Raw genomic sequence first — 17,579 nt, forward strand, 5'->3', positions numbered from 1 at the left:
GGCCCACCGCCGCGCGGTGGGCCCGTGCCCCGTCGTGGTTCCGAGGGGACGCGGCGCGTCGGTCAGAGCGTGGCGGCGGCCGCGGCGATGGCCGAGGCGAAGGTGGAGACCTCGGAGTAGACGCCGGGGGCGTTGGCGCGGGCGCAGCCGATGCCCCAGCTGACGATGCCGACCTGGATCCACGCGCCGGCGTTGTCCTTGCGGAACATGGGTCCGCCGGAGTCGCCCTGGCAGGTGTCGACGCCGCCCGCCGCGTAGCCGGCGCAGATCTCGTCGCTCGCGACCAGACCGCTGTAGCCGCTGTAGGAGCGGCAGGTGGCGTCGCTGACGAACGGCACGGTCGCCTTCAGCAGATAACGCTGCTGGGCGCCGCCCTCGCTGGCCGAGCCCCAGCCCGCGATGGTGAAGGTGCCGGTGTTGTAGGCAGTGGTGGTGGCGATGGGCAGCGTGGGCAGGCTGACGGGCGAGGCGAGCTTGATGAGCGCCCAGTCCTTGCCGTTGCCGTTGTAGCCGGGAGCCCGGTAGACGTAGGTGGACTTGACCTGGACCCGGCCGGTGGTCGACTGGAGGTCCACGACACCGGCGGTGGCGGTGATGCCGGTGTTGGCTCCGGTGCGGCTCACGCAGTGCGCGGCGGTGAGCACGATCTGCGGGGTGTAGAGCGCGCCGCCGCAGCCCATGGAGAGCCGGACCATGAAAGGGAATTCGCCCTGCGCGGCCCGGGTCCCGCCGACGACGGGCGCCGGGGCGGCCTGTGCGGCGGAGACGGGCTGAAGGCTGACGACCGCGAGGGCGGCCGCGCCGGCGACCGCCCATCTGCGGAGCGCCGTGAGGAGCTTCTTCACCGTGATGCCTTCCGTGGGGGGTTGGCTGACATGAACGGCACGCCATGAATGACGTGCGAGATGACATGCGCATGCCAATCACAAGGCAAGGGGGAGCCGTAAAGGAATGCCCATGTGCTGGCATGAGCTGGTCAAAATCTGTTGCTGGATTATGGGAACGCTGTGAGCGGTCGCACAAGGGGGTGAATCCGGCCATCCGTACCCGGCGGCTCGGCAGTGTGTCACCGGCCGTCCGGTGCGCCCGTCACCCGCCGTTCGCGGTCTCCGCCTCCGCCAGCCGTTCCATCAGCACCGCCGCGAGGCGCAGCACCTCGCGTTCCGTCTCGCCGAGCGTGCCGAGCGCGCCGGCCAGCCAGGCGTCCCGTTCGGCCATGTCCCGCTCCAGCGCCTCGCGGCCGGACGGGGTGAGCGTGAGCACGGACTGGCGGCGGTCGCCGGTGTCGGGGCGCCGGGCGATCAGCCCGTCCGCCTCCAGCTCGGCGAAGACCCGGGTCAGCGACTGGGGCCGCTGCCGCTCGCCCGCCGCGACCTCGCCGGGCGTGGCGTCCCCGTGCCGGTGCAGATGCCCCAGCACCCCCAGCTGGTTCGCGCTGAGCCCGCTGTCGCCGCGCTCCTGCCGCAGCCTCCGGTTCAGTCGGACGGTGCCGCGCCGGATCTGACTGGCCTGGGGGAGGAAGTCCATGACCCAGATCGTACGCGACTGCTTATCAAGTGGACCCTTCGAGGTCTCGTCATTCGCCTATGGAGCTCGTAATATCCGTCGAGTGACCGCCAAATTGATACGTCATGCGTACGAAGCGGCGTTGACCATGACCGCCGTGCTGCTCTGCTACGCCCTCGCCCTGTGGCTGAAGGGCGCCGTCGGACTGCACACCGACGTCCTGGTGCTCGCGGTCGCCCTCACCGTCACCCTCGCCGGTCCCCAGCGCTCGGCGGACCCGCGGCAGCGGCTCACCGCCCTCGTCCTGCTCCCCGTGGCGGCCGGTCTCTGCGCCCTCCTCGCCCGGCTGCTCTCGGCGCACTACGCGCTCGGCGCCGCCGTGTTCACCGCCGGGACGGCCCTCGCGATCTGGATCCGCCGTTACGGCCCCGCCGCCACGAAGGCGGGCACCCTGGTCACCCTCCCGCTCGTCGCGCTCCTGGTCGTCCCCGGTCCCGCCCTGCCGCCCGCGGCCCGGTCCGGGCTGGTGAACTGGGGCTGGTCGGCGCTGATCGGAGCGCTGGCCTGCGGATCGGTCTGGCTGGTGCAGGGGCTCGCCGACCTGCCCGGCGTCCTGCGGGCCCGCAGGCACCCCGATGGCCCCCGGCCCGCCGGTCCCGCACCGGCGCCGGCTCGTCGCGCCTCCCGGCTGCGGCCGCGGCCCAGTACCCGGATGGCCCTCCAGATGGCGGCCGGTGTGGGCGCGGCCTTCGCCCTCGGGCGGCTGCTCCTCGACCACCACTGGCCCTGGCCGGTGCTGACCGCGTACGTCACCGCGGCCGGCAACCGGGGCCGGACCGACGTGCTGCGCAAGGGGATCGAGCGCTTCGTCGGGGCCTGCGGGGGCACCCTGCTGGCCACGGGCGCGGCGGCGGCCGGAGCGTCCGGCCGGCTCGCGGTGGTCCTCGTCTTCGTCGCCCTCGCCGTCGCCCTGTGGCTGCGGCCGTTCAACTACGCCTACTGGGCGGCCGGCCTGACCACCGCCCTGTCCCTTCTCCTCGGCTACTTCGGCCAGGACGCCCGGGAGTTGCTGCCGACCCGCCTGGAAGGGATCGCGGTGGGGGCCGCCCTGGCGGTGGCGGCGGCCTGGTGGCTGCTCCCGGTACCCCGGCGGCCGGTGCCCGGACGGCCCGCCGTGCCACGCACGCGACGCCCGACCGCGCACCGGGCGCCACCCGAGGGCGAGCGGAACCCTCGCTGAACACGCGGCGCGCCCGCCCTCCCCGCCGGGGGCGGGAGAAGGACGGGCGCGCTGCGTTCGGAGACCGTTGTCCGGTGCGCCTCACGCGTTCCTGATCGCCGAGATGTCGAAGTTCAGCTTGATCTTGTCGGAGACCAGCACGCCGCCCGTCTCCAGCGCCGCGTTCCACGTCAGGCCCCACGCGGAGCGCAGGATCTCCGCCTTGCCCTCGAAGCCCACGCGCTCGTTGCCGAAGGGGTCCTTGGCGGAGCCGTTGAACTCCAGGTCGATGGTGAGCGGCTTGGTGACGCCGAGGATGGTCAGGTCGCCGGTGATGCGGTAGTCGTCGCCGCCGAGAGCCTGCGCCTCGGTGGAGCGGAAGGTCATCGTCGGGAACTCGTCGGCCTTGAAGAAGTCCGCGCTCTTGAGGTGGCCGTCGCGGTCGGTGGAACCGGTGTCGACGCTGGCCATGACGATGTCGATGGTCGCCGTGGACTTGGCCGGGTCGCTGCCGTCCAGGTGCAGGGACCCGGAGAACTCGTTGAACTTGCCCTTGACGTTCGTGACCATCGCGTGGCGCGCCACGAAGCCGAACGAGGAATGGGCCGGGTCGATCGTGTAGTCGCCGGTCACCGCGGCGAGGTCGGGGGAGACCGCGCCGGGGGCGGAGGTCTCGGAGGTCGTGTCGTCGCTGTCCTTGCGGCCGAAGATGCCCATGGCGTGCTCCTTGGGGGGTGGGGTTCGAGGCTTCGCACGAGCCGGGAACCGGACGGGGAAAGTTCTGTTGAATGTTCAACGAGCTAGCGGGATCGACAGTAGACCTATTCCGTACGGGTTTCAACATCATCCGCTACGTGTCTCTCAGGCTACGGCGGGTAATCATTTGCCGCCCTCTGGCGGACGCGCGTAGACCTCGGGCACCATCTCTCTGCGCCACCTGCACAGCCGCCCCACAGGATGCACGGCCCACAGCAGGAAAGGGTTTCTCATGGTCCCCGCGAAGACCGCGCGACCGCTCCACCTCCGGCTCCGCTCCGTCCTCACCGTCCTGGCCCTTCTCGTCGCCCCCGGCGTGGCCGTCCTCGGCACCGCCACCGACGCCTTCGCCGTCACCAAGATCAGTCACGCCACCGCGACCTCGATGTTCCGCTCGTCCGGCATCACCTGGTCGTCCTCGGGCAACTGCTCGGACCGCAACAACTCCACCTGTACGTCCTTCGAGCAGCTCAACCTCGCCACCGCCCAGGGCGCCCAGACCCTCAAGAGCGCCAGCGGCTGCGCCCTGAACATCACGGGCGGCACCGAGACCGGCCACGCCTCCGGCACGTACTCCCACTGGAACGGCTACAAGCTCGACTACGGCAAGAACACCTGCGTGACGAACTACATCAAGAACACCTTCAGTTACATCGGGCTGCGCGGCGACGGCGCCCCCCAGTACCAGTCCGGCGCCGGCAACATCTACGCCGACGAGGGCAACCACTGGGACGTCCTGTACTACAACTGCGGTGGCTGCTGACCGGCCCCGCGTCCTCGTGAACGGTCCTCGCGGCGTCGGCCGCGAGGACCGTTCACGGTTTCGCGCCGGCGGCGACCCCGCACCCGGCGTACCGCCGTCCGGGTCTCGGTGTCACTCCGGGGATGGCATGTGCGACTCATGAATATGAACCGGCCGCGGCCCGGTCGTTTGTCAGACCCCGACAAGAGGGAAGCCCCCTGAGCAGTCGGAAGGCTTGCATGGGGCTGCCGTTCTGTTCAGTGGCACCAGGAAAACGGTCCGGAGACTGTACGGAGTCGACGGCTCGCTTTCCTTGGCGGGCTTCGTATGGTCGCTACATGACCGTTTTGGAAGAGACGACGGGTGAGCCGACGGACGCGCGGGGGCGTGTGGCCGAGCTGCACGAGATCCGTGCGCAGGCGCTGGCAGGTCCCAGCGAGAGGGCTACCGAGGCGCAGCATGCCAAGGGCAAGCTGACGGCCCGGGAGCGGATCGAGCTGCTCCTGGACCCGGGGTCCTTCCGGGAGGTCGAGCAGCTGCGCCGGCACCGGGCCACCGGGTTCGGGCTGGAGGCCAAGAAGCCGTACACGGACGGTGTGATCACCGGCTGGGGCACGGTCGAGGGCCGTACGGTCTTCGTCTACGCGCACGACTTCCGGATCTTTGGCGGCGCGCTGGGCGAGGCCCACGCCACCAAGATCCACAAGATCATGGACATGGCCATCGCGGCGGGAGCGCCGCTGGTGTCGCTGAACGACGGCGCCGGCGCCCGTATCCAGGAGGGCGTCAGCGCCCTCGCCGGCTACGGCGGCATCTTCCAGCGCAACACCAAGGCCTCCGGGGTCATCCCGCAGATCAGCGTGATGCTCGGCCCGTGCGCGGGCGGCGCGGCCTACAGCCCCGCCCTCACCGACTTCGTCTTCATGGTCCGCGAGACCTCGCAGATGTTCATCACGGGCCCGGACGTCGTCAAGGCGGTCACCGGCGAGGAGATCACCCAGAACGGGCTCGGCGGCGCGGACGTGCACGCCGAGACCAGCGGTGTCTGCCACTTCGCCTACGACGACGAGGAGACCTGCATCGCGGAGGTGCGCTACCTCCTGTCGATGCTCCCGCAGAACAACCGCGAGAACCCGCCGCGCGTCGAGTCGACGGACGCGGCCGACCGGCGCGGCGACGTCCTGCTGGACCTGGTCCCCGCGGACGGCAACCGTCCGTACGACATGGCCAAGGTCATCGAGGAGATCGTCGACGACGGCGACTACCTGGAGGTCCACGAGCGCTGGGCGCGGAACATCATCTGCGCGCTGGCCCGGCTCGACGGCCAGGTCGTCGGCATCGTCGCCAACCAGCCGCAGACCCTCGCGGGCGTACTGGACATCGAGGCGAGTGAAAAAGCTGCGCGCTTCGTCCAGATGTGTGACGCTTTCAATATCCCGATCGTCACCTTCCTGGACGTGCCGGGATTCCTTCCCGGTGTCGACCAGGAGCACGGAGGGATCATCCGTCATGGAGCCAAGCTGCTGTACGCGTACTGCAACGCGACCGTGCCGAGGATCTCGCTGATCCTGCGCAAGGCGTACGGAGGTGCGTACATCGTCATGGACAGCCAGTCCATCGGTGCCGACCTCACCTATGCGTGGCCCACCAACGAGATCGCCGTGATGGGTGCCGAGGGCGCCGCCAACGTCATCTTCCGGCGGCAGATCGCCGAGGCCGAGGACCCCGAGGCCATGCGGGCCCGCATGGTCAAGGAGTACAAGTCCGAGCTCATGCACCCGTACTACGCCGCAGAGCGCGGCCTGGTGGACGACGTCATCGATCCGGCCGAGACCCGCGAGGTCCTCATCAGGTCCCTGGCCATGCTGCACAGCAAGCACGCGGACCTGCCCTCGCGCAAGCACGGCAACCCGCCGCAGTAGCCCTCGCGGCACCGTCCCCGCGGTAACCCCCGCAGTAACCCGGCGGATCCTCCGCGGTACCCCCGCGGAAACCTCTCTCACGGAGACTGACATCCATGAACTCTGACATTCGCGTCGAGAAGGGCCATGCGGAGCCCGAGGAGGTCGCCGCCATCACGGCGATCCTGCTCGCTCGCGCCGCGGCCCGTACGTCCACGGAGACCCCGGCGCACGGCGGCCGTCACAAGGCCGGCTGGCGCCGTCTGGAGCGCGAGCCCGGCTTCCGCGCCCCGCACAGCTGGCACGGCTAGGCAGCACCCCCACACAGCGCGAAAGGGCCCCTCTCTTCGGGAGAGGGGCCCTTTCGCGTCGTACGGGCGGCACCCGGGGCCGCCGGGTCGCAGGCCCACGAGCGGTCGGCAGGCGGGCAGCCTGGCGGACCGGGGGCGCGCGGCCGGAAGCCGGGCGGGTGGAAAAGCAGGCGGGTGGAAAAGCAGATGGGCGGTCCTTCCCCGGTTCGGGAAGGACCGCCCATCTGTCGGTATGCGCGCCGGATCAGCGCAGGCGTGCCATCAGCGCGTGCTCGACCAGCGTGATCAGCGCCGACTTGGCGTCCGCGCGGTGGCGGGCGTCGGTCGTGATGATCGGGGTGTCCGGGCCGATCTGGAGCGCCTCGCGCACCTCGTCCGGCTGGTACGGCTGGTTGCCGTCGAAGCCGTTGAGGCCGATGACGAAGGGCAGACCGCTGTTCTCGAAGTAGTCGACCGCGGGGAAGCAGTCGGCGAGACGCCGGGTGTCCACCAGCACGATCGCGCCGATCGCACCGCGCACGAGGTCGTCCCACATGAACCAGAAGCGGTCCTGGCCGGGCGTGCCGAACAGGTACAGGATCAGGTCCTGGTCCAGGGTGATACGACCGAAGTCCATGGCGACCGTGGTGGTCGTCTTGTCCCCGGTGTGGGTGAGGTCGTCGATGCCTGCCGAAGCAGACGTCATGACGGCCTCCGTGCGCAGCGGGTTGATCTCCGAGACGGCGCCGACGAACGTGGTTTTACCCACGCCGAAGCCGCCCGCCACCACGATCTTCGCGGACGTGGTGGAGCGGGAAGGCCCTCCGCTAGAGCTTGCGAAGTCCACTGAGCACCCTTTCGAGCAATGTCACGGCTGGCTGGCCGCCGGCGCTTTCGTCGCCGCCCGGCTGGTGAATGGCGACCAGTCCCGCCTCCGCCAAGTCGGCGACGAGGATCCTGGCCACACCGAGAGGGATCGACAGCAGGGCCGAGACCTCGGCCACCGACTTGATCTCTCGGCACAGGTTGCAGATCCGCTGATGCTCGGGCAGCTGGCCCTGCATCTGGTGCGGAGATGCGGTGGTGTGTACCAGCGCCTCGATGGCGAGCTGGTACCGGGGCCTGGTGCGGCCGCCCGTCATGGCGTACGGGCGCACCAGGGGGTTGTTCGAAGACCCGGCGGGCGCAGGCTCGGGACCGCGGCGCTGCGGCTGCACCGGCTGGATGCGGGGCGCGTTCGGCTGGTCGTACGGCGACGGACCGGGACCCTGTGGGCCCTGGGGCGCGTACGGCTGCTGGTGGCGCCGCTGGCTTGGAGCGGAGGGGAAGTTGTACGGGTTCTGCGAACCGTCGCCCTGGCCCTGGCCGGGTCCGTACGACCAGTTGCCCGATGAGCCGCCTGGGGGTGTTGCCACTTTCTCTCCTCCTCCGACTGTGCACTGGCATCCATCACTGTGGAGCCGCGTCCCGAAACCTTACGGCCCCGGGACGCCAATACGCACGGTTCGTCTGCTAGTTGAGAAGGCTCCCTTGGAGCTCCGCACGAAGATCCGGTGTCAGAACCGTACCTGCACGGTCCACCAGAAGGGCCATCTCGTACCCAATGAGACCGATGTCCGCATCGGGGTGTGCAAGGACAGCGAGCGAGGAACCGTCGGAGACGGACATGATGAAGAGGAACCCTCGCTCCATCTCCACAACCGTCTGGTTCACGTGGCCGCCCTCGAAGATGCGCGAGGCACCCGCGGTCAGCGAGGTCAGACCCGACGCGACAGCCGCAAGCTGATCGGCACGGTCACGGGGGAACCCTTCGGACATCGCCAGAAGGAGTCCGTCGGCGGAGACCACCACCGTGTGGGACACCCCCGGGGTGTTGTCCACGAAGTTGGTGATCAACCAGTTCAGGTTCTGCGCCGCCTGGCTCATCGGGCTCACACTAACGCTCCTGGTTGTAGGTGCTGTCAGGACCGAAGCCCTGGCCGTTCGTTTCACTGCCTGCGTTGCGTCCACGTTCGACGCCTCGACGCAGGTTGCTCAGCCTGCCCCGGACGTCCTCCGGGGCGCGGGAGACCTGTGGGCCTCCCTGGGGGGTGGTCTCGGCGGCTCCCTCGACCAGGTTGGCCTTGGGTACCCGCCGCGGCAGGCCGGAGGAGGTGACCCCGCCCGCCTTGGGCTTCCGCAGCGCCGCGGCCTGCGTCCACCGGTCGTCGTTCGCGGACCGCCAGTCGTCGCCGCCGTTGTCCGGAGCGGAAGCCTGCGGCGGCTGCTGCTGTGCGCGTCCCGCGCCGTTCGCACCGCTCGGGCCCGCACCACGGCGAGGCAACCCGGCGTCGGTCAGCGAGTTCCCGACGGAGGAGGCCGGTCCCGGACGGTTGAAGCCTACGCGGTCCGGCTGACTCGCGTCAGCGGCCTGCGGAGACTCCGCCCCCGGAGCGTACTGGTCCGGGTAGCCGTTCTGGAAACCGGTCTGCTGCGACCAGTCGTCCTGGTAGGACTGCTCCTCGAAGCCGGAGAAGGTCTCCGGGGCGGCGCCGCGCGCCGGCTCCGACTCGTTCTGCGCCTGCTCCGCGTAAGCGGGATCGGGGTAGCCACCGTTCGGCGTGAAGCCGTCGTTCTGCGGCTGGCCGCCGTTCGGCGCGAAGTACTGCTCGTCGTACGACTGCTGCTGCTGACCCTCGTACGCGGCCTGCTCGTCGTAACCGGCGGTCTGCTCCGGGTACGCGGTCGCCTCGGCGGCGTAGGAAGCCCCCTGACCGCTCTCGTAGGCGGCGTGCCGGGCGTCGAACTCCTCACCGTAGGAGGAGGTCTCGGAGTTCTGCGCGGCGGCCTCCTCGGGCTGCGCCTGGGTCTCCAGGGCCGCCCGGCGCCCCTCGCGCATCAGCGAGCGGCCGACGGGGTCCAGGTCCCGGATGTCGTCCGGCACCTCGTAGCGGCTGTCGTCGAAGCCGAGCTCGGCCGCGGTGCGCATCGGCTGCTGCGGGCTGAACTCCTCGCCCTGGTACTGCTGCTGGAGCTGCTGCTGCTCGGGAATGATCTGCGAGACGGTGAAATCGTCGCCCTGCAGCTGATGTTCGCCACCACCACCGTGGGTGATCGCGTCGGGCAGCATGACCAGCGAGGTGGTACCGGCCTGCTCGCCCGAGGGACGCAGCTGGACGCGGATGCCGTGCCGGTCGGACAGCCGGCCGACCACGAACAGACCCATGCGCTGGGAGATCGCGGCGTCCACGGTCGGCGGGTTGGCCAGCTTGTGGTTGATGTCCGCGAAGTCCTCGGCGGTCAGGCCGATGCCCTTGTCGTGGATCTCGATCATGACGCGGCCGTCGGGGAGACGGGTCGCGGTGACGCGGACCTTGGTCTGCGGGGAGGAGAACGTGGTGGCGTTCTCCAGCAGCTCGGCGAGCAGGTGCACGAGGTCGGTCACGGCACGGCCGTGGATCTCGGCCTCCGGGACACCCGACAGCTCGATGCGCTCGTACTGCTCCACCTCGGAGGAGGCGGCGCGCAGCACGTCGACCAGCGGGACCGGCTGGTCCCAGCGACGGCCCGGCTCCTCGCCGGCGAGGACCAGGAGGTTCTCGCCGTTGCGGCGCATACGGGTCGCGAGGTGGTCCAGACGGAAGAGGCTCTCCAGCTGGTCCGGGTCGGCCTCGTTGTTCTCCAGGTCGGTGATCAGGGTCAGCTGGCCCTCGATCAGCGACTGGTTGCGGCGCGAGAGGTTGGTGAAGATCGCGTTGATGTTGCCCCGCAGCAGGGCCTGCTCGGCGGCCAGTCGGACCGCCTCGCGGTGGACCTGGTCGAAGGCGCGGGCGACCTCGCCGATCTCGTCCGTGGTGGTGATCGGGATGGGCTGGACGCGGGTGTCGACCCGGCCCGGGTCGGTGCGCGAGAGCTGGTCGACCAGCATCGGCAGACGCTGCTCGGCGATGCCGAAGGCGGCGTTGCGCAGCTGGCGCATCGAGCGGCTCATCTGGCGGGCCACCATGCCGGCCAGGATGAACGCGGCGAGCAGGGCGACCACGACGGCGGCACCGGTGATGAAGGCGGACGTCTTGGCGTCGTCGGCGATGCTGGACGCCTCGGTCACGGCCTTGTCGGCCATGTCCGTCTCGATCTGGTTGTACGCCTGGTACTTGAGCGTGTTGACCGCCCACCAGTTCTGCGTGGTGATGCCGGCCTGGGCGAGCCCGGCGCGCACGGCGGGGTCCGTGCTCTGCATCGTCGACAGGGCCGCGACCATGTCGGTCGGGTCGGACGGCGGCGGCACGTAGTCCGGGTTCGCGCCCTTGGCCTGCTCGGCCATTGCCGTACCCTGCGTCTTGATCTTCTTCTTCGCCGCGTCGAGCTTGGCGGCGTCCTCCTCGGTACCACCACCGAGGTACTCCTCGACGGCGATGCCCTCGAGGTAGGCGTACGAGGAGAGGGCGACGCGCTGCTTGGCGAAGTTCACGTCCTTGGGGCCGGGCTTGATCAGCAGGTGCATGCCGATCGAGCGCTCCAGGGACAGAGCGGCCTTGGTCAGCGAGATCGCGTAGACGGTACGGCCGTAGCTCGTGATGTTTCCGGTGCCCAGGCCGAGTTCGTTGGCGAACTCCATCAGCGGGTGGGCGACCTGCGTGTAGCCCTCTTCCGTCTGCACGGCGGGCAGACGCGAGGTGTACGCGGCCGAGCGGATCGCCTGGAGCTTGGGCTCCTCCGCGCGGAACAGCTTCAGACGACGCTGGAGACCGGCCGTCTGCGGCATGTTCTGCGCGGCCTGGTCGAAGACGTCGGCGGCGGTGTCCGTCGACTTGCGGGCCGACGTGACGACCTTGTCGTCCTGGCCCTTGTTCTCCAACAGGGGCTCGGCCGTGACGTCACGCTCGTTGTAGAGCGCGTCCGCGTAGGCCAGGGACGCTCGCACCAGACGCGCGGTGTTCTGCGCGTCCTCGGCCTCCTGCCAGGTGTTGATCGAACTCTTCACCTGGAAGCCGCCCATGACGAGGCCGACCATCACGGGGATGAGCAGAATCGCGTTCAGCCTGGTGGGCACCCGCCAGTTGCGGGGGGAGAGACGGCCGCCACTCGCAGGGGGCGTCGCCGTCGGCTCGGGCCCTTGCACAGGGGCGGGCGTCACTCCGCGCGACGGCGGGGTGAAGTTGCCCCGCGCCGCCGGCTCGGGACTGTTCTTGCTTCGCCTCACTCGACCAACAACCTCTCGGCGGTCGGCACCTTCGTCGTGCCGCAGTGTCTCAGAGCCCAGTACGTTCTCGACTAGTGAGTACGTCTTTGACTATTGGGCAGTTCAGGCATTCCAGCATGGGGACCAGTGCTCTTCCAAACAGTCGGAAGAGCCGGTTACGTGTGATGTAAGCCCCAGATAAAACGGTCATAAAGAGCGAGCCCCGCCAAAAGACGGGGCGTTTGTGCGCACAGCGAGACCGGTCGACCGCGACGCGTTGTCATACCACCGGATTCCTCTGCCGAAACGTTATGAACGCCGAAGCCGACCGTGTCAAAGACCACAGTCGGCTCCGGCAACGTCTACGGCAACCTTCGTACGCCGCTTTCGACCGGTGAGTTACCTCAGGCGAGCCATCAGCGCGTGCTCGACCAGCGTGATCAGCGCCGACTTGGCGTCCGCGCGGTGGCGGGCGTCCGTCGTGATGATCGGGGTGTCCGGACCGATCTGGAGAGCCTCGCGGACCTCCTCCGGCTGGTACGGCTGCTGGCCGTCGAAGCCGTTGAGGGCCACGACGAACGGCAGACCGCTGTTCTCGAAGTAGTCCACGGCCGGGAAGCAGTCGGCGAGCCGCCGCGTGTCGACCAGGACCACGGCGCCGATCGCACCGCGCACCAGGTCGTCCCACATGAACCAGAAGCGGTCCTGGCCCGGCGTACCGAAGAGGTACAGGATCAGGTCCTGGTCGAGCGTGATGCGGCCGAAGTCCATGGCCACGGTGGTGGTGGTCTTGCCCCCGGTGTGGGTGAGGTCGTCGATGCCCGCGGAAGCGGACGTCATGACGGCCTCGGTACGCAGGGGGTTGATCTCGGAGACGGCGCCCACGAACGTGGTCTTTCCGACACCGAAGCCGCCGGCCACCACGATCTTTGCGGAGGTGGTCGCCCGACCTCCGTCAGAGCTTGCGAAGTCCACTGAGCACCCTTTCGAGCAGTGTCACGTCCGGTGCGCCGGTGGTCTCGTCGCCGCCCGGCTGGTGAATGGCGACCAGTCCGGCCTCCGCGAGGTCCGCGACGAGGATCCGTGCCACGCCCAGGGGCATGGCGAGGAGCGCCGAGACCTCGGCGACCGACTTCACCTCACGGCACAGATGGCAGATGCGCTGGTGCTCCGGGAGGAGCCCCATGAGCGCTGCCGGGTCGGCCGTCGTGCTGATCAGCGCTTCGATAGCGAGCTGGTAACGCGGCCGGGTCCGGCCGCCGGTCATCGCATAAGGACGGACCAGCGGCTGGTCGCCTTCGTCCCCGTACGACTCCGCGTACGGATCATGAGAGGCGTTGGGCGGGGTCATGAATCCTCCGGACGGGACAGCAGATCGGTCAGTCTTGCCGTCTGACGGGGGCCGGTGGGGGGATTGTGGCGGCCGGACGGTGATTTGGTGAGACGGGTAGATCCGGGGCGGTCAGTGGAGCAGACTTCCCTGGAGTTCGGCGCGCAGGTCAGGCGTGAGCACCGCACCCGCGCGGTCGACCAGCAGCGCCATCTCGTAGCCGACGAGGCCGATGTCGCACTCGGGGTGCGCGAGAACGGCCAGGGACGATCCGTCGGACACGGACATGAGGAAGAGGAAGCCGCGCTCCATCTCCACGACGGTCTGCGCGACACTGCCGCCCTCGAAGATCCGGGAGGCCCCGGCCGTCAAGGAGGTCAGACCCGACGCGACGGCGGCGAGCTGGTCGGCGCGGTCACGCGGGAAGCCTTCGGACATCGCCAGCAGAAGGCCGTCGGCGGAGACCACCACTGTGTGGGACACCCCGGGGGTGTTGTCCACGAAGTTGGTGATCAACCAGTTCAGGTTCTGTGCCGCCTGGCTCATCGGACTCAACTAACGCTCCTGCTGGTGAGTGGGGTTCGGGAAGCTGCCGGTCTGGCCACTACCGGCCTGGCGACCCTGCGCGATACCCCGACGGAGATTGGTCAGCCGGCCGCGTACGTCGTCAGGCGCACGCGAGACCTGCGGACCGGTGTGGTGCTGTTGCTGCTGAGCTGTGCCCGGGACGAGGTTCGCCTTGGGCACCCGGCGCGGCAGTCCGGAGGTGGTGACGCCGCCGGCCGCGGGCTGACGCACCCGTTCGGCCTGACGGACGATGTCGTCGTTCGGCGAGGTGCGCCAGGCGGCTGCCGCCGGACGCTGCTGAGCGGGTGCCTGCGGCGCAGCCGGGGGCTGCTGCGGCTGAGGCGGAACCTGGGCCGAGCCGTTGTGCTGCGGCTGACCCGAGTGGCCCTGCTGCCCCTGCTGACCGTGGAACCAGTTGGTCTCCAGCGTGTCGAACAGCGGGGTACGACCGTCGCCGGGACCGCTGGCCGGCGGCAGCGCCTCCGGCTGGGCGGGCCGCTGCGGCACGGACGGACGCTGCTGCGCACCGTAGTCCGGGCCGGCCTGGGGACGCTCGTACTGGCCGGTGTTGTTCTGCATGGGCGCCTGCGCCGAGCGGCCCGGCAGGGCGTGCTGCCCGGTGGAGCCGTTGTCGTAGGCCTGAGGGGCGGCGAACTGACCCGTGGAGCTGTTGTCGTACGCCTGAGGGGCGGCGAACTGACCGGTGCCCGACGAGTGGTTCTGTCCGGCACCCGGGGCGAAGACGTCGGGGCGGGCGAAGGAACCCGTGTTGTGCTGGCCGTTGGCGGTGCCGGGGCGGGCGAACTGGCCCGTGTTGTGCTGGCCGTTGCTCTGGCCGTTGTGAGCACCGGGGCGCGGCGCGTTGAAGTCCGGCCGGGCGAACTCGGAGGTGCTGCCCGGACCCTGGCGGTCGTCGATGCGCGGCATCTGGGCCGTCTGGGAGACGTCCGGCTCCTCGTGGCCGCGCGGAGCGTCCAGCGGGGTGCGCGGCACCGGCGGCTGCGCGTTCTCGTCGCTCCAGCTCGGCGTGCGCTGCTGGGCGTCGGCGCCCGGCAGTTCGGCGCGCGCTCCACCGCGACCCGGCAGCTGCGGCCGGCGCGAACGACGGCCCTGCGGCTCGGCATCGGCGTTGGCGCGCTGTGCCGGAACGGCTCCGCGGTTGTTGCCGCCGAAGGCGTCCCGGCCCTGGTCGTCACCGAAGCCCTGCGGCGCACCCGCGCCACCGGACTGCATGCCCTGCTGGGCATTCGGCGCCTGGCCGAAGAGGTTGCCACCCGTGGCGGCCGGAGCCTGCCGGCCCTGCTGGGGGCCGCCCTGACCCTGCGGTCCGCGTGCGCCGCCGGGGCGGCCGTTCGCACCCGCGCCGGGAAGCGCGGCCCGCGGGCCCTGTCCGGCGGCGATCCGGCCGGTGTTGCCGGCCGAGGGGCCGCCACCGAGGGCACCACCGGGCGCACCGCCCGGAGCACCGGCGATGGCACCGCCCTGACGCCGGGCCGCGGCCATGCCGGCCGCCGCCTGCGCCGCGGCCGGGCCGCTGTTGGCGGCACCCTGACCGGGCTTGGGCTGGGGCTTCTTGCCGCCCTGGGCGACGTCGACGGGCAGCATGACCAGCGCGGTCGTACCGCCGGAGTCGGACGGGCGCAGCTGGATGCGGATGCCGTGTCGCTGCGACAGACGACCGACCACGAACAGACCCATTCGGCGGGACACCGAGACGTCCACGGTGGGCGGCGAGGCGAGCCGCTCGTTGATCGCGGCGAGGTCCTCGGGCGAGAGGCCGATGCCGGTGTCGTGGATCTCGATCAGCACGCGGCCGTCGGGCAGCGCGTGACCGGTGACCTTGACCTTGGTCTGCGGGGAGGAGAACGAGGTGGCGTTCTCCAGCAGCTCTGCGAGGAGGTGCACGAGGTCGTTGACGACGCGGCCGGCGACTTCGGTGCTCGGCACCGAGGCCAGCTCGATGCGCTCGTACTGCTCCACCTCGGACGCGGCGGCGCGGAGCACGTCGACCAGCGGGACCGGGCGGGTCCAGCGTCGGCCGGGCTCTTCACCCGCGAGAACCAGAAGGTTTTCACCGTTACGGCGCATACGCGTCGCGAGGTGGTCGAGCTTGAACAGCGAGGACAGCTGGTCCGGGTCGGCCTCGCGGGACTCCAGTTCGGAGATCAGCGACAGCTGGCGCTGGATAAGACCCTGGGAGCGGCGCGAGAGGTTGGTGAACATCGCGTTGACGTTGCCCCGCAGCAGGGCCTGTTCGGCGGCCAGTCGGACCGCCTCGCGGTGCACGTCGTCGAAGGCCGCGGCCACCTGGCCGATCTCGTCCCGGGAGTGCACACCGACCGACTCCACGGACGTGTCGACGTCCTGCGGGTCGGACTCGGACAGCTGCTTGACGAGCTCGGGCAGTCGGTCCTGGGCGACCTTGGTGGCGGTCTCCTGGAGGCGGCGCAGCGAGCGGATCATGGATCGGGCCACGACGAAGGCGCCGACGAGCGACACGCCGAGGACGAGCAGGATCAGCGCACCGGAGATGATCGCTTCCTGCTCGGAGGCGCTGCGCAGCTCGCGGGCCTTCTGCTCCATGTCCTCGAGCAGCGAGTGCTCGATCAGCTCCATACCGCGGATCTTGGTCGAGCTGTCGTCGAGCCAGTCTCGGTAGGAGCGCTTGTCCAGCGACTGCAGACCGTTCTTCTTGCTCAGCGCGCGCTGGGCGTAGGTGTCGGTCGCCTCGATCGTGGAGTTGCCCGCCTCGATCGGCTTGAGGAGTTCCTCGGCACCCGAGTCGCCGTAGATGGACCGGAAGCTGTTGAGCTCGGAGTCCTGGCTGTCCAGGGCCGCGACACCGTACAGGCGGTCGTTGTCGGAGAGGTTGCCGAACTCGGTGTTGCTCGCCGGGAGCGCGGCGCCGAGGAGCGCGCGCTGCTCGGAGGCGTACTCCTTGGCGGCGGAGAAGGCCGACAGGGCGCGGGTGCGCTGGATCATGTCGGGGTTGCTGGTCGCCTCGGCCATGTCCTGCGAGAGGTCGAGCAGGTGCTGGATGAGCCGGTGGTAGGCCTCGACGGTCTGCATCGAGTTGCCCTCGGCCTCGTAGGCCGTCGAGCGGATCTTGCTGAGGCTGTTCAGGTCTCGCTGGAGGCCGACGAGGCTGTCACGGACACCCTGGAGGTTGCCCTGCTTGCTCGCGGCGTCGATCTTGTCGCCGGCGTCCAGGAAGTTGCTCAGGGACCGGTCGGTCTTGTCCCGGTAACCCTTGACGGTGTAGTCGGTCGCGCCCGCCTGGTGCGCCAGCGGGCCGGCCGACTGGTCGCGCTCCTCCTGGAGCGCGGTCGCCAGCTCGGTGGCCTGCTTGGTCATCTCCGTCAGCAGCTTCATGTTGTCGAGCTGCTGGATGTTGTCCATGGAGTCGTTGATGCGCGTGGCGCCCAGCGTGGTGGCCGCGACCACCGGCAGCGCCAGCAGCGACACCAGACGCGTGGAGATGCGCCAGTTGCGCAGCGCGATACGCGAGCCGGGGCCCGGGGCGCTCTTCGGCGTCGTCACCACAGGAACCGGGCCTGTCGATCCGGACGCGCCGGGGCGCCCGGGGCGCTCACCGCCGTCGCCGGCCGAGCCCTGGTTCTGGGCGTGCTGGGGCGAGGAACCGCGGTCGGTCCCGCCGTGCGGCTCCGGCTCCGCCGAAGCACTGCCATCCCTCTTGAATCGTCCCTGCACTACTGTCGCAACCTCTGGACCAGGCGCCCCTCCGCGCGAACGGAAGGACACGGTGTCGGCGTCATAGGGGCGCCCTGAATACGCCCCCGTGGTGGTCGTGAGCGACCGGCGCTGGCTCCCCCTTCGTAGCCGCCACTCGGCGCGTGATAGCGCCCCCCTGTGTGCCAGCTCGATACCTGCGGCGGTCCGAGGAATTCCAGCACAGTGCAGGAGCGCCAACAAGGCCCGTAGGCCGAGCTGTGACCTCCGTGACATCGCGTGAGTGGGTCGTCACCCGTTGTTCAATGAGTTCCACCTTATGTCGGGCAAACCATGGTGAATCAAAGGGGCGGAGCGAGTGCCCCAGTCGCCATGATCGGGAGCGGAATGGTGGCTTCAGGCGGCTAATGTCCGTTT

At 69.9% G+C, this 17,579-nt stretch carries 15 protein-coding genes; 4 read left to right on the top strand and 11 right to left on the bottom strand.

Annotation, left to right across the window (positions count from 1 at the left end):
- Positions 1–62: 62 nt before the first annotated feature.
- Positions 63–845 (bottom strand): trypsin-like serine protease, encoded by a 783-nt coding sequence (locus FNH09_RS16010; RefSeq protein ID WP_162468654.1) that lies wholly within the window; start codon positions 843–845, stop codon positions 63–65.
- Between the two features lie 244 nt (positions 846–1,089).
- Positions 1,090–1,527, bottom strand: coding sequence for a MarR family winged helix-turn-helix transcriptional regulator (locus FNH09_RS16015; protein WP_152888387.1), 438 nt, complete (start codon positions 1,525–1,527; stop codon positions 1,090–1,092).
- An 82-nt stretch (positions 1,528–1,609) separates the two neighbouring features.
- Between FNH09_RS16015 and FNH09_RS49805 the strand changes: the two genes are divergently transcribed.
- Positions 1,610–2,746, top strand: coding sequence for an FUSC family protein (locus FNH09_RS49805; protein WP_162468655.1), 1,137 nt, complete (start codon positions 1,610–1,612; stop codon positions 2,744–2,746).
- 81 nt (positions 2,747–2,827) lie between these two features.
- Here FNH09_RS49805 and FNH09_RS16025 read toward each other — a convergent pair whose 3' ends face one another.
- The gene (locus tag FNH09_RS16025; protein WP_152888391.1) at positions 2,828–3,442 is read right to left on the bottom strand and encodes a YceI family protein; all 615 of its coding nucleotides are present in this window, start codon (positions 3,440–3,442) and stop codon (positions 2,828–2,830) included.
- Positions 3,443–3,713: 271 nt separating this feature from the next.
- On the opposite strand from FNH09_RS16025, the gene FNH09_RS16030 reads away from it, so the two are divergent.
- The 3 genes from FNH09_RS16030 (at position 3,714) to FNH09_RS16040 (ending at position 6,435) form a co-directional block, all read left to right on the top strand.
- Positions 3,714–4,244 carry a hypothetical protein gene (locus FNH09_RS16030; RefSeq protein WP_152888393.1) on the top strand — a complete coding sequence of 177 codons (531 nt, stop codon included), beginning with the start codon at positions 3,714–3,716 and terminating at the stop codon, positions 4,242–4,244.
- Between the two features lie 368 nt (positions 4,245–4,612).
- Entirely contained in the window at positions 4,613–6,145 is a 1,533-nt protein-coding gene (locus tag FNH09_RS16035; protein WP_392623611.1) for an acyl-CoA carboxylase subunit beta, read from the top strand.
- A 95-nt stretch (positions 6,146–6,240) separates the two neighbouring features.
- Positions 6,241–6,435, top strand: a complete 195-nt coding sequence (locus tag FNH09_RS16040) for an acyl-CoA carboxylase subunit epsilon (protein ID WP_152888397.1) — start codon at positions 6,241–6,243, stop codon at positions 6,433–6,435.
- Positions 6,436–6,679: 244 nt separating this feature from the next.
- Here FNH09_RS16040 and FNH09_RS16045 read toward each other — a convergent pair whose 3' ends face one another.
- The 8 genes from FNH09_RS16045 to FNH09_RS16080 all read right to left on the bottom strand — a co-directional run bounded on the left by FNH09_RS16045 (position 6,680) and on the right by FNH09_RS16080 (position 17,183).
- Positions 6,680–7,261, bottom strand: coding sequence for an ATP/GTP-binding protein (locus FNH09_RS16045; RefSeq protein ID WP_162468656.1), 582 nt, complete (start codon positions 7,259–7,261; stop codon positions 6,680–6,682).
- Complete coding sequence (locus FNH09_RS16050; protein WP_162468657.1) at positions 7,242–7,829, bottom strand: DUF742 domain-containing protein; 588 nt, start codon at positions 7,827–7,829, stop codon at positions 7,242–7,244. The genes FNH09_RS16045 and FNH09_RS16050 overlap by 20 nt, the downstream gene beginning before the upstream one ends.
- Positions 7,830–7,926: 97 nt before the next feature.
- Positions 7,927–8,340, bottom strand: a complete 414-nt coding sequence (locus FNH09_RS16055; RefSeq protein ID WP_152888434.1) for a roadblock/LC7 domain-containing protein — start codon at positions 8,338–8,340, stop codon at positions 7,927–7,929.
- Positions 8,341–8,350: 10 nt separating this feature from the next.
- The gene (locus FNH09_RS16060) at positions 8,351–11,596 is read right to left on the bottom strand and encodes a nitrate- and nitrite sensing domain-containing protein (RefSeq protein WP_162468658.1); all 3,246 of its coding nucleotides are present in this window, start codon (positions 11,594–11,596) and stop codon (positions 8,351–8,353) included.
- Between the two features lie 378 nt (positions 11,597–11,974).
- Positions 11,975–12,550 carry an ATP/GTP-binding protein gene (locus FNH09_RS16065; RefSeq protein WP_162468659.1) on the bottom strand — a complete coding sequence of 192 codons (576 nt, stop codon included), beginning with the start codon at positions 12,548–12,550 and terminating at the stop codon, positions 11,975–11,977.
- On the bottom strand, positions 12,531–12,926 hold the full coding sequence (locus FNH09_RS16070) for a DUF742 domain-containing protein (protein ID WP_152888400.1): 396 nt from the start codon (positions 12,924–12,926) through the stop codon (positions 12,531–12,533). Before FNH09_RS16070 ends, FNH09_RS16065 begins: the two co-directional genes overlap by 20 nt.
- 111 nt (positions 12,927–13,037) lie before the next feature.
- On the bottom strand, positions 13,038–13,451 hold the full coding sequence (locus FNH09_RS16075; protein ID WP_003993189.1) for a roadblock/LC7 domain-containing protein: 414 nt from the start codon (positions 13,449–13,451) through the stop codon (positions 13,038–13,040).
- A 9-nt stretch (positions 13,452–13,460) separates the two neighbouring features.
- Positions 13,461–17,183, bottom strand: coding sequence for a nitrate- and nitrite sensing domain-containing protein (locus FNH09_RS16080; RefSeq protein ID WP_162468660.1), 3,723 nt, complete (start codon positions 17,181–17,183; stop codon positions 13,461–13,463).
- Positions 17,184–17,579 lie beyond the last annotated feature (396 nt).

Origin of the sequence: Streptomyces adustus, from assembly GCF_009377175.1 — a bacterium.
GTDB lineage: Bacteria > Actinomycetota > Actinomycetes > Streptomycetales > Streptomycetaceae > Streptomyces > Streptomyces adustus.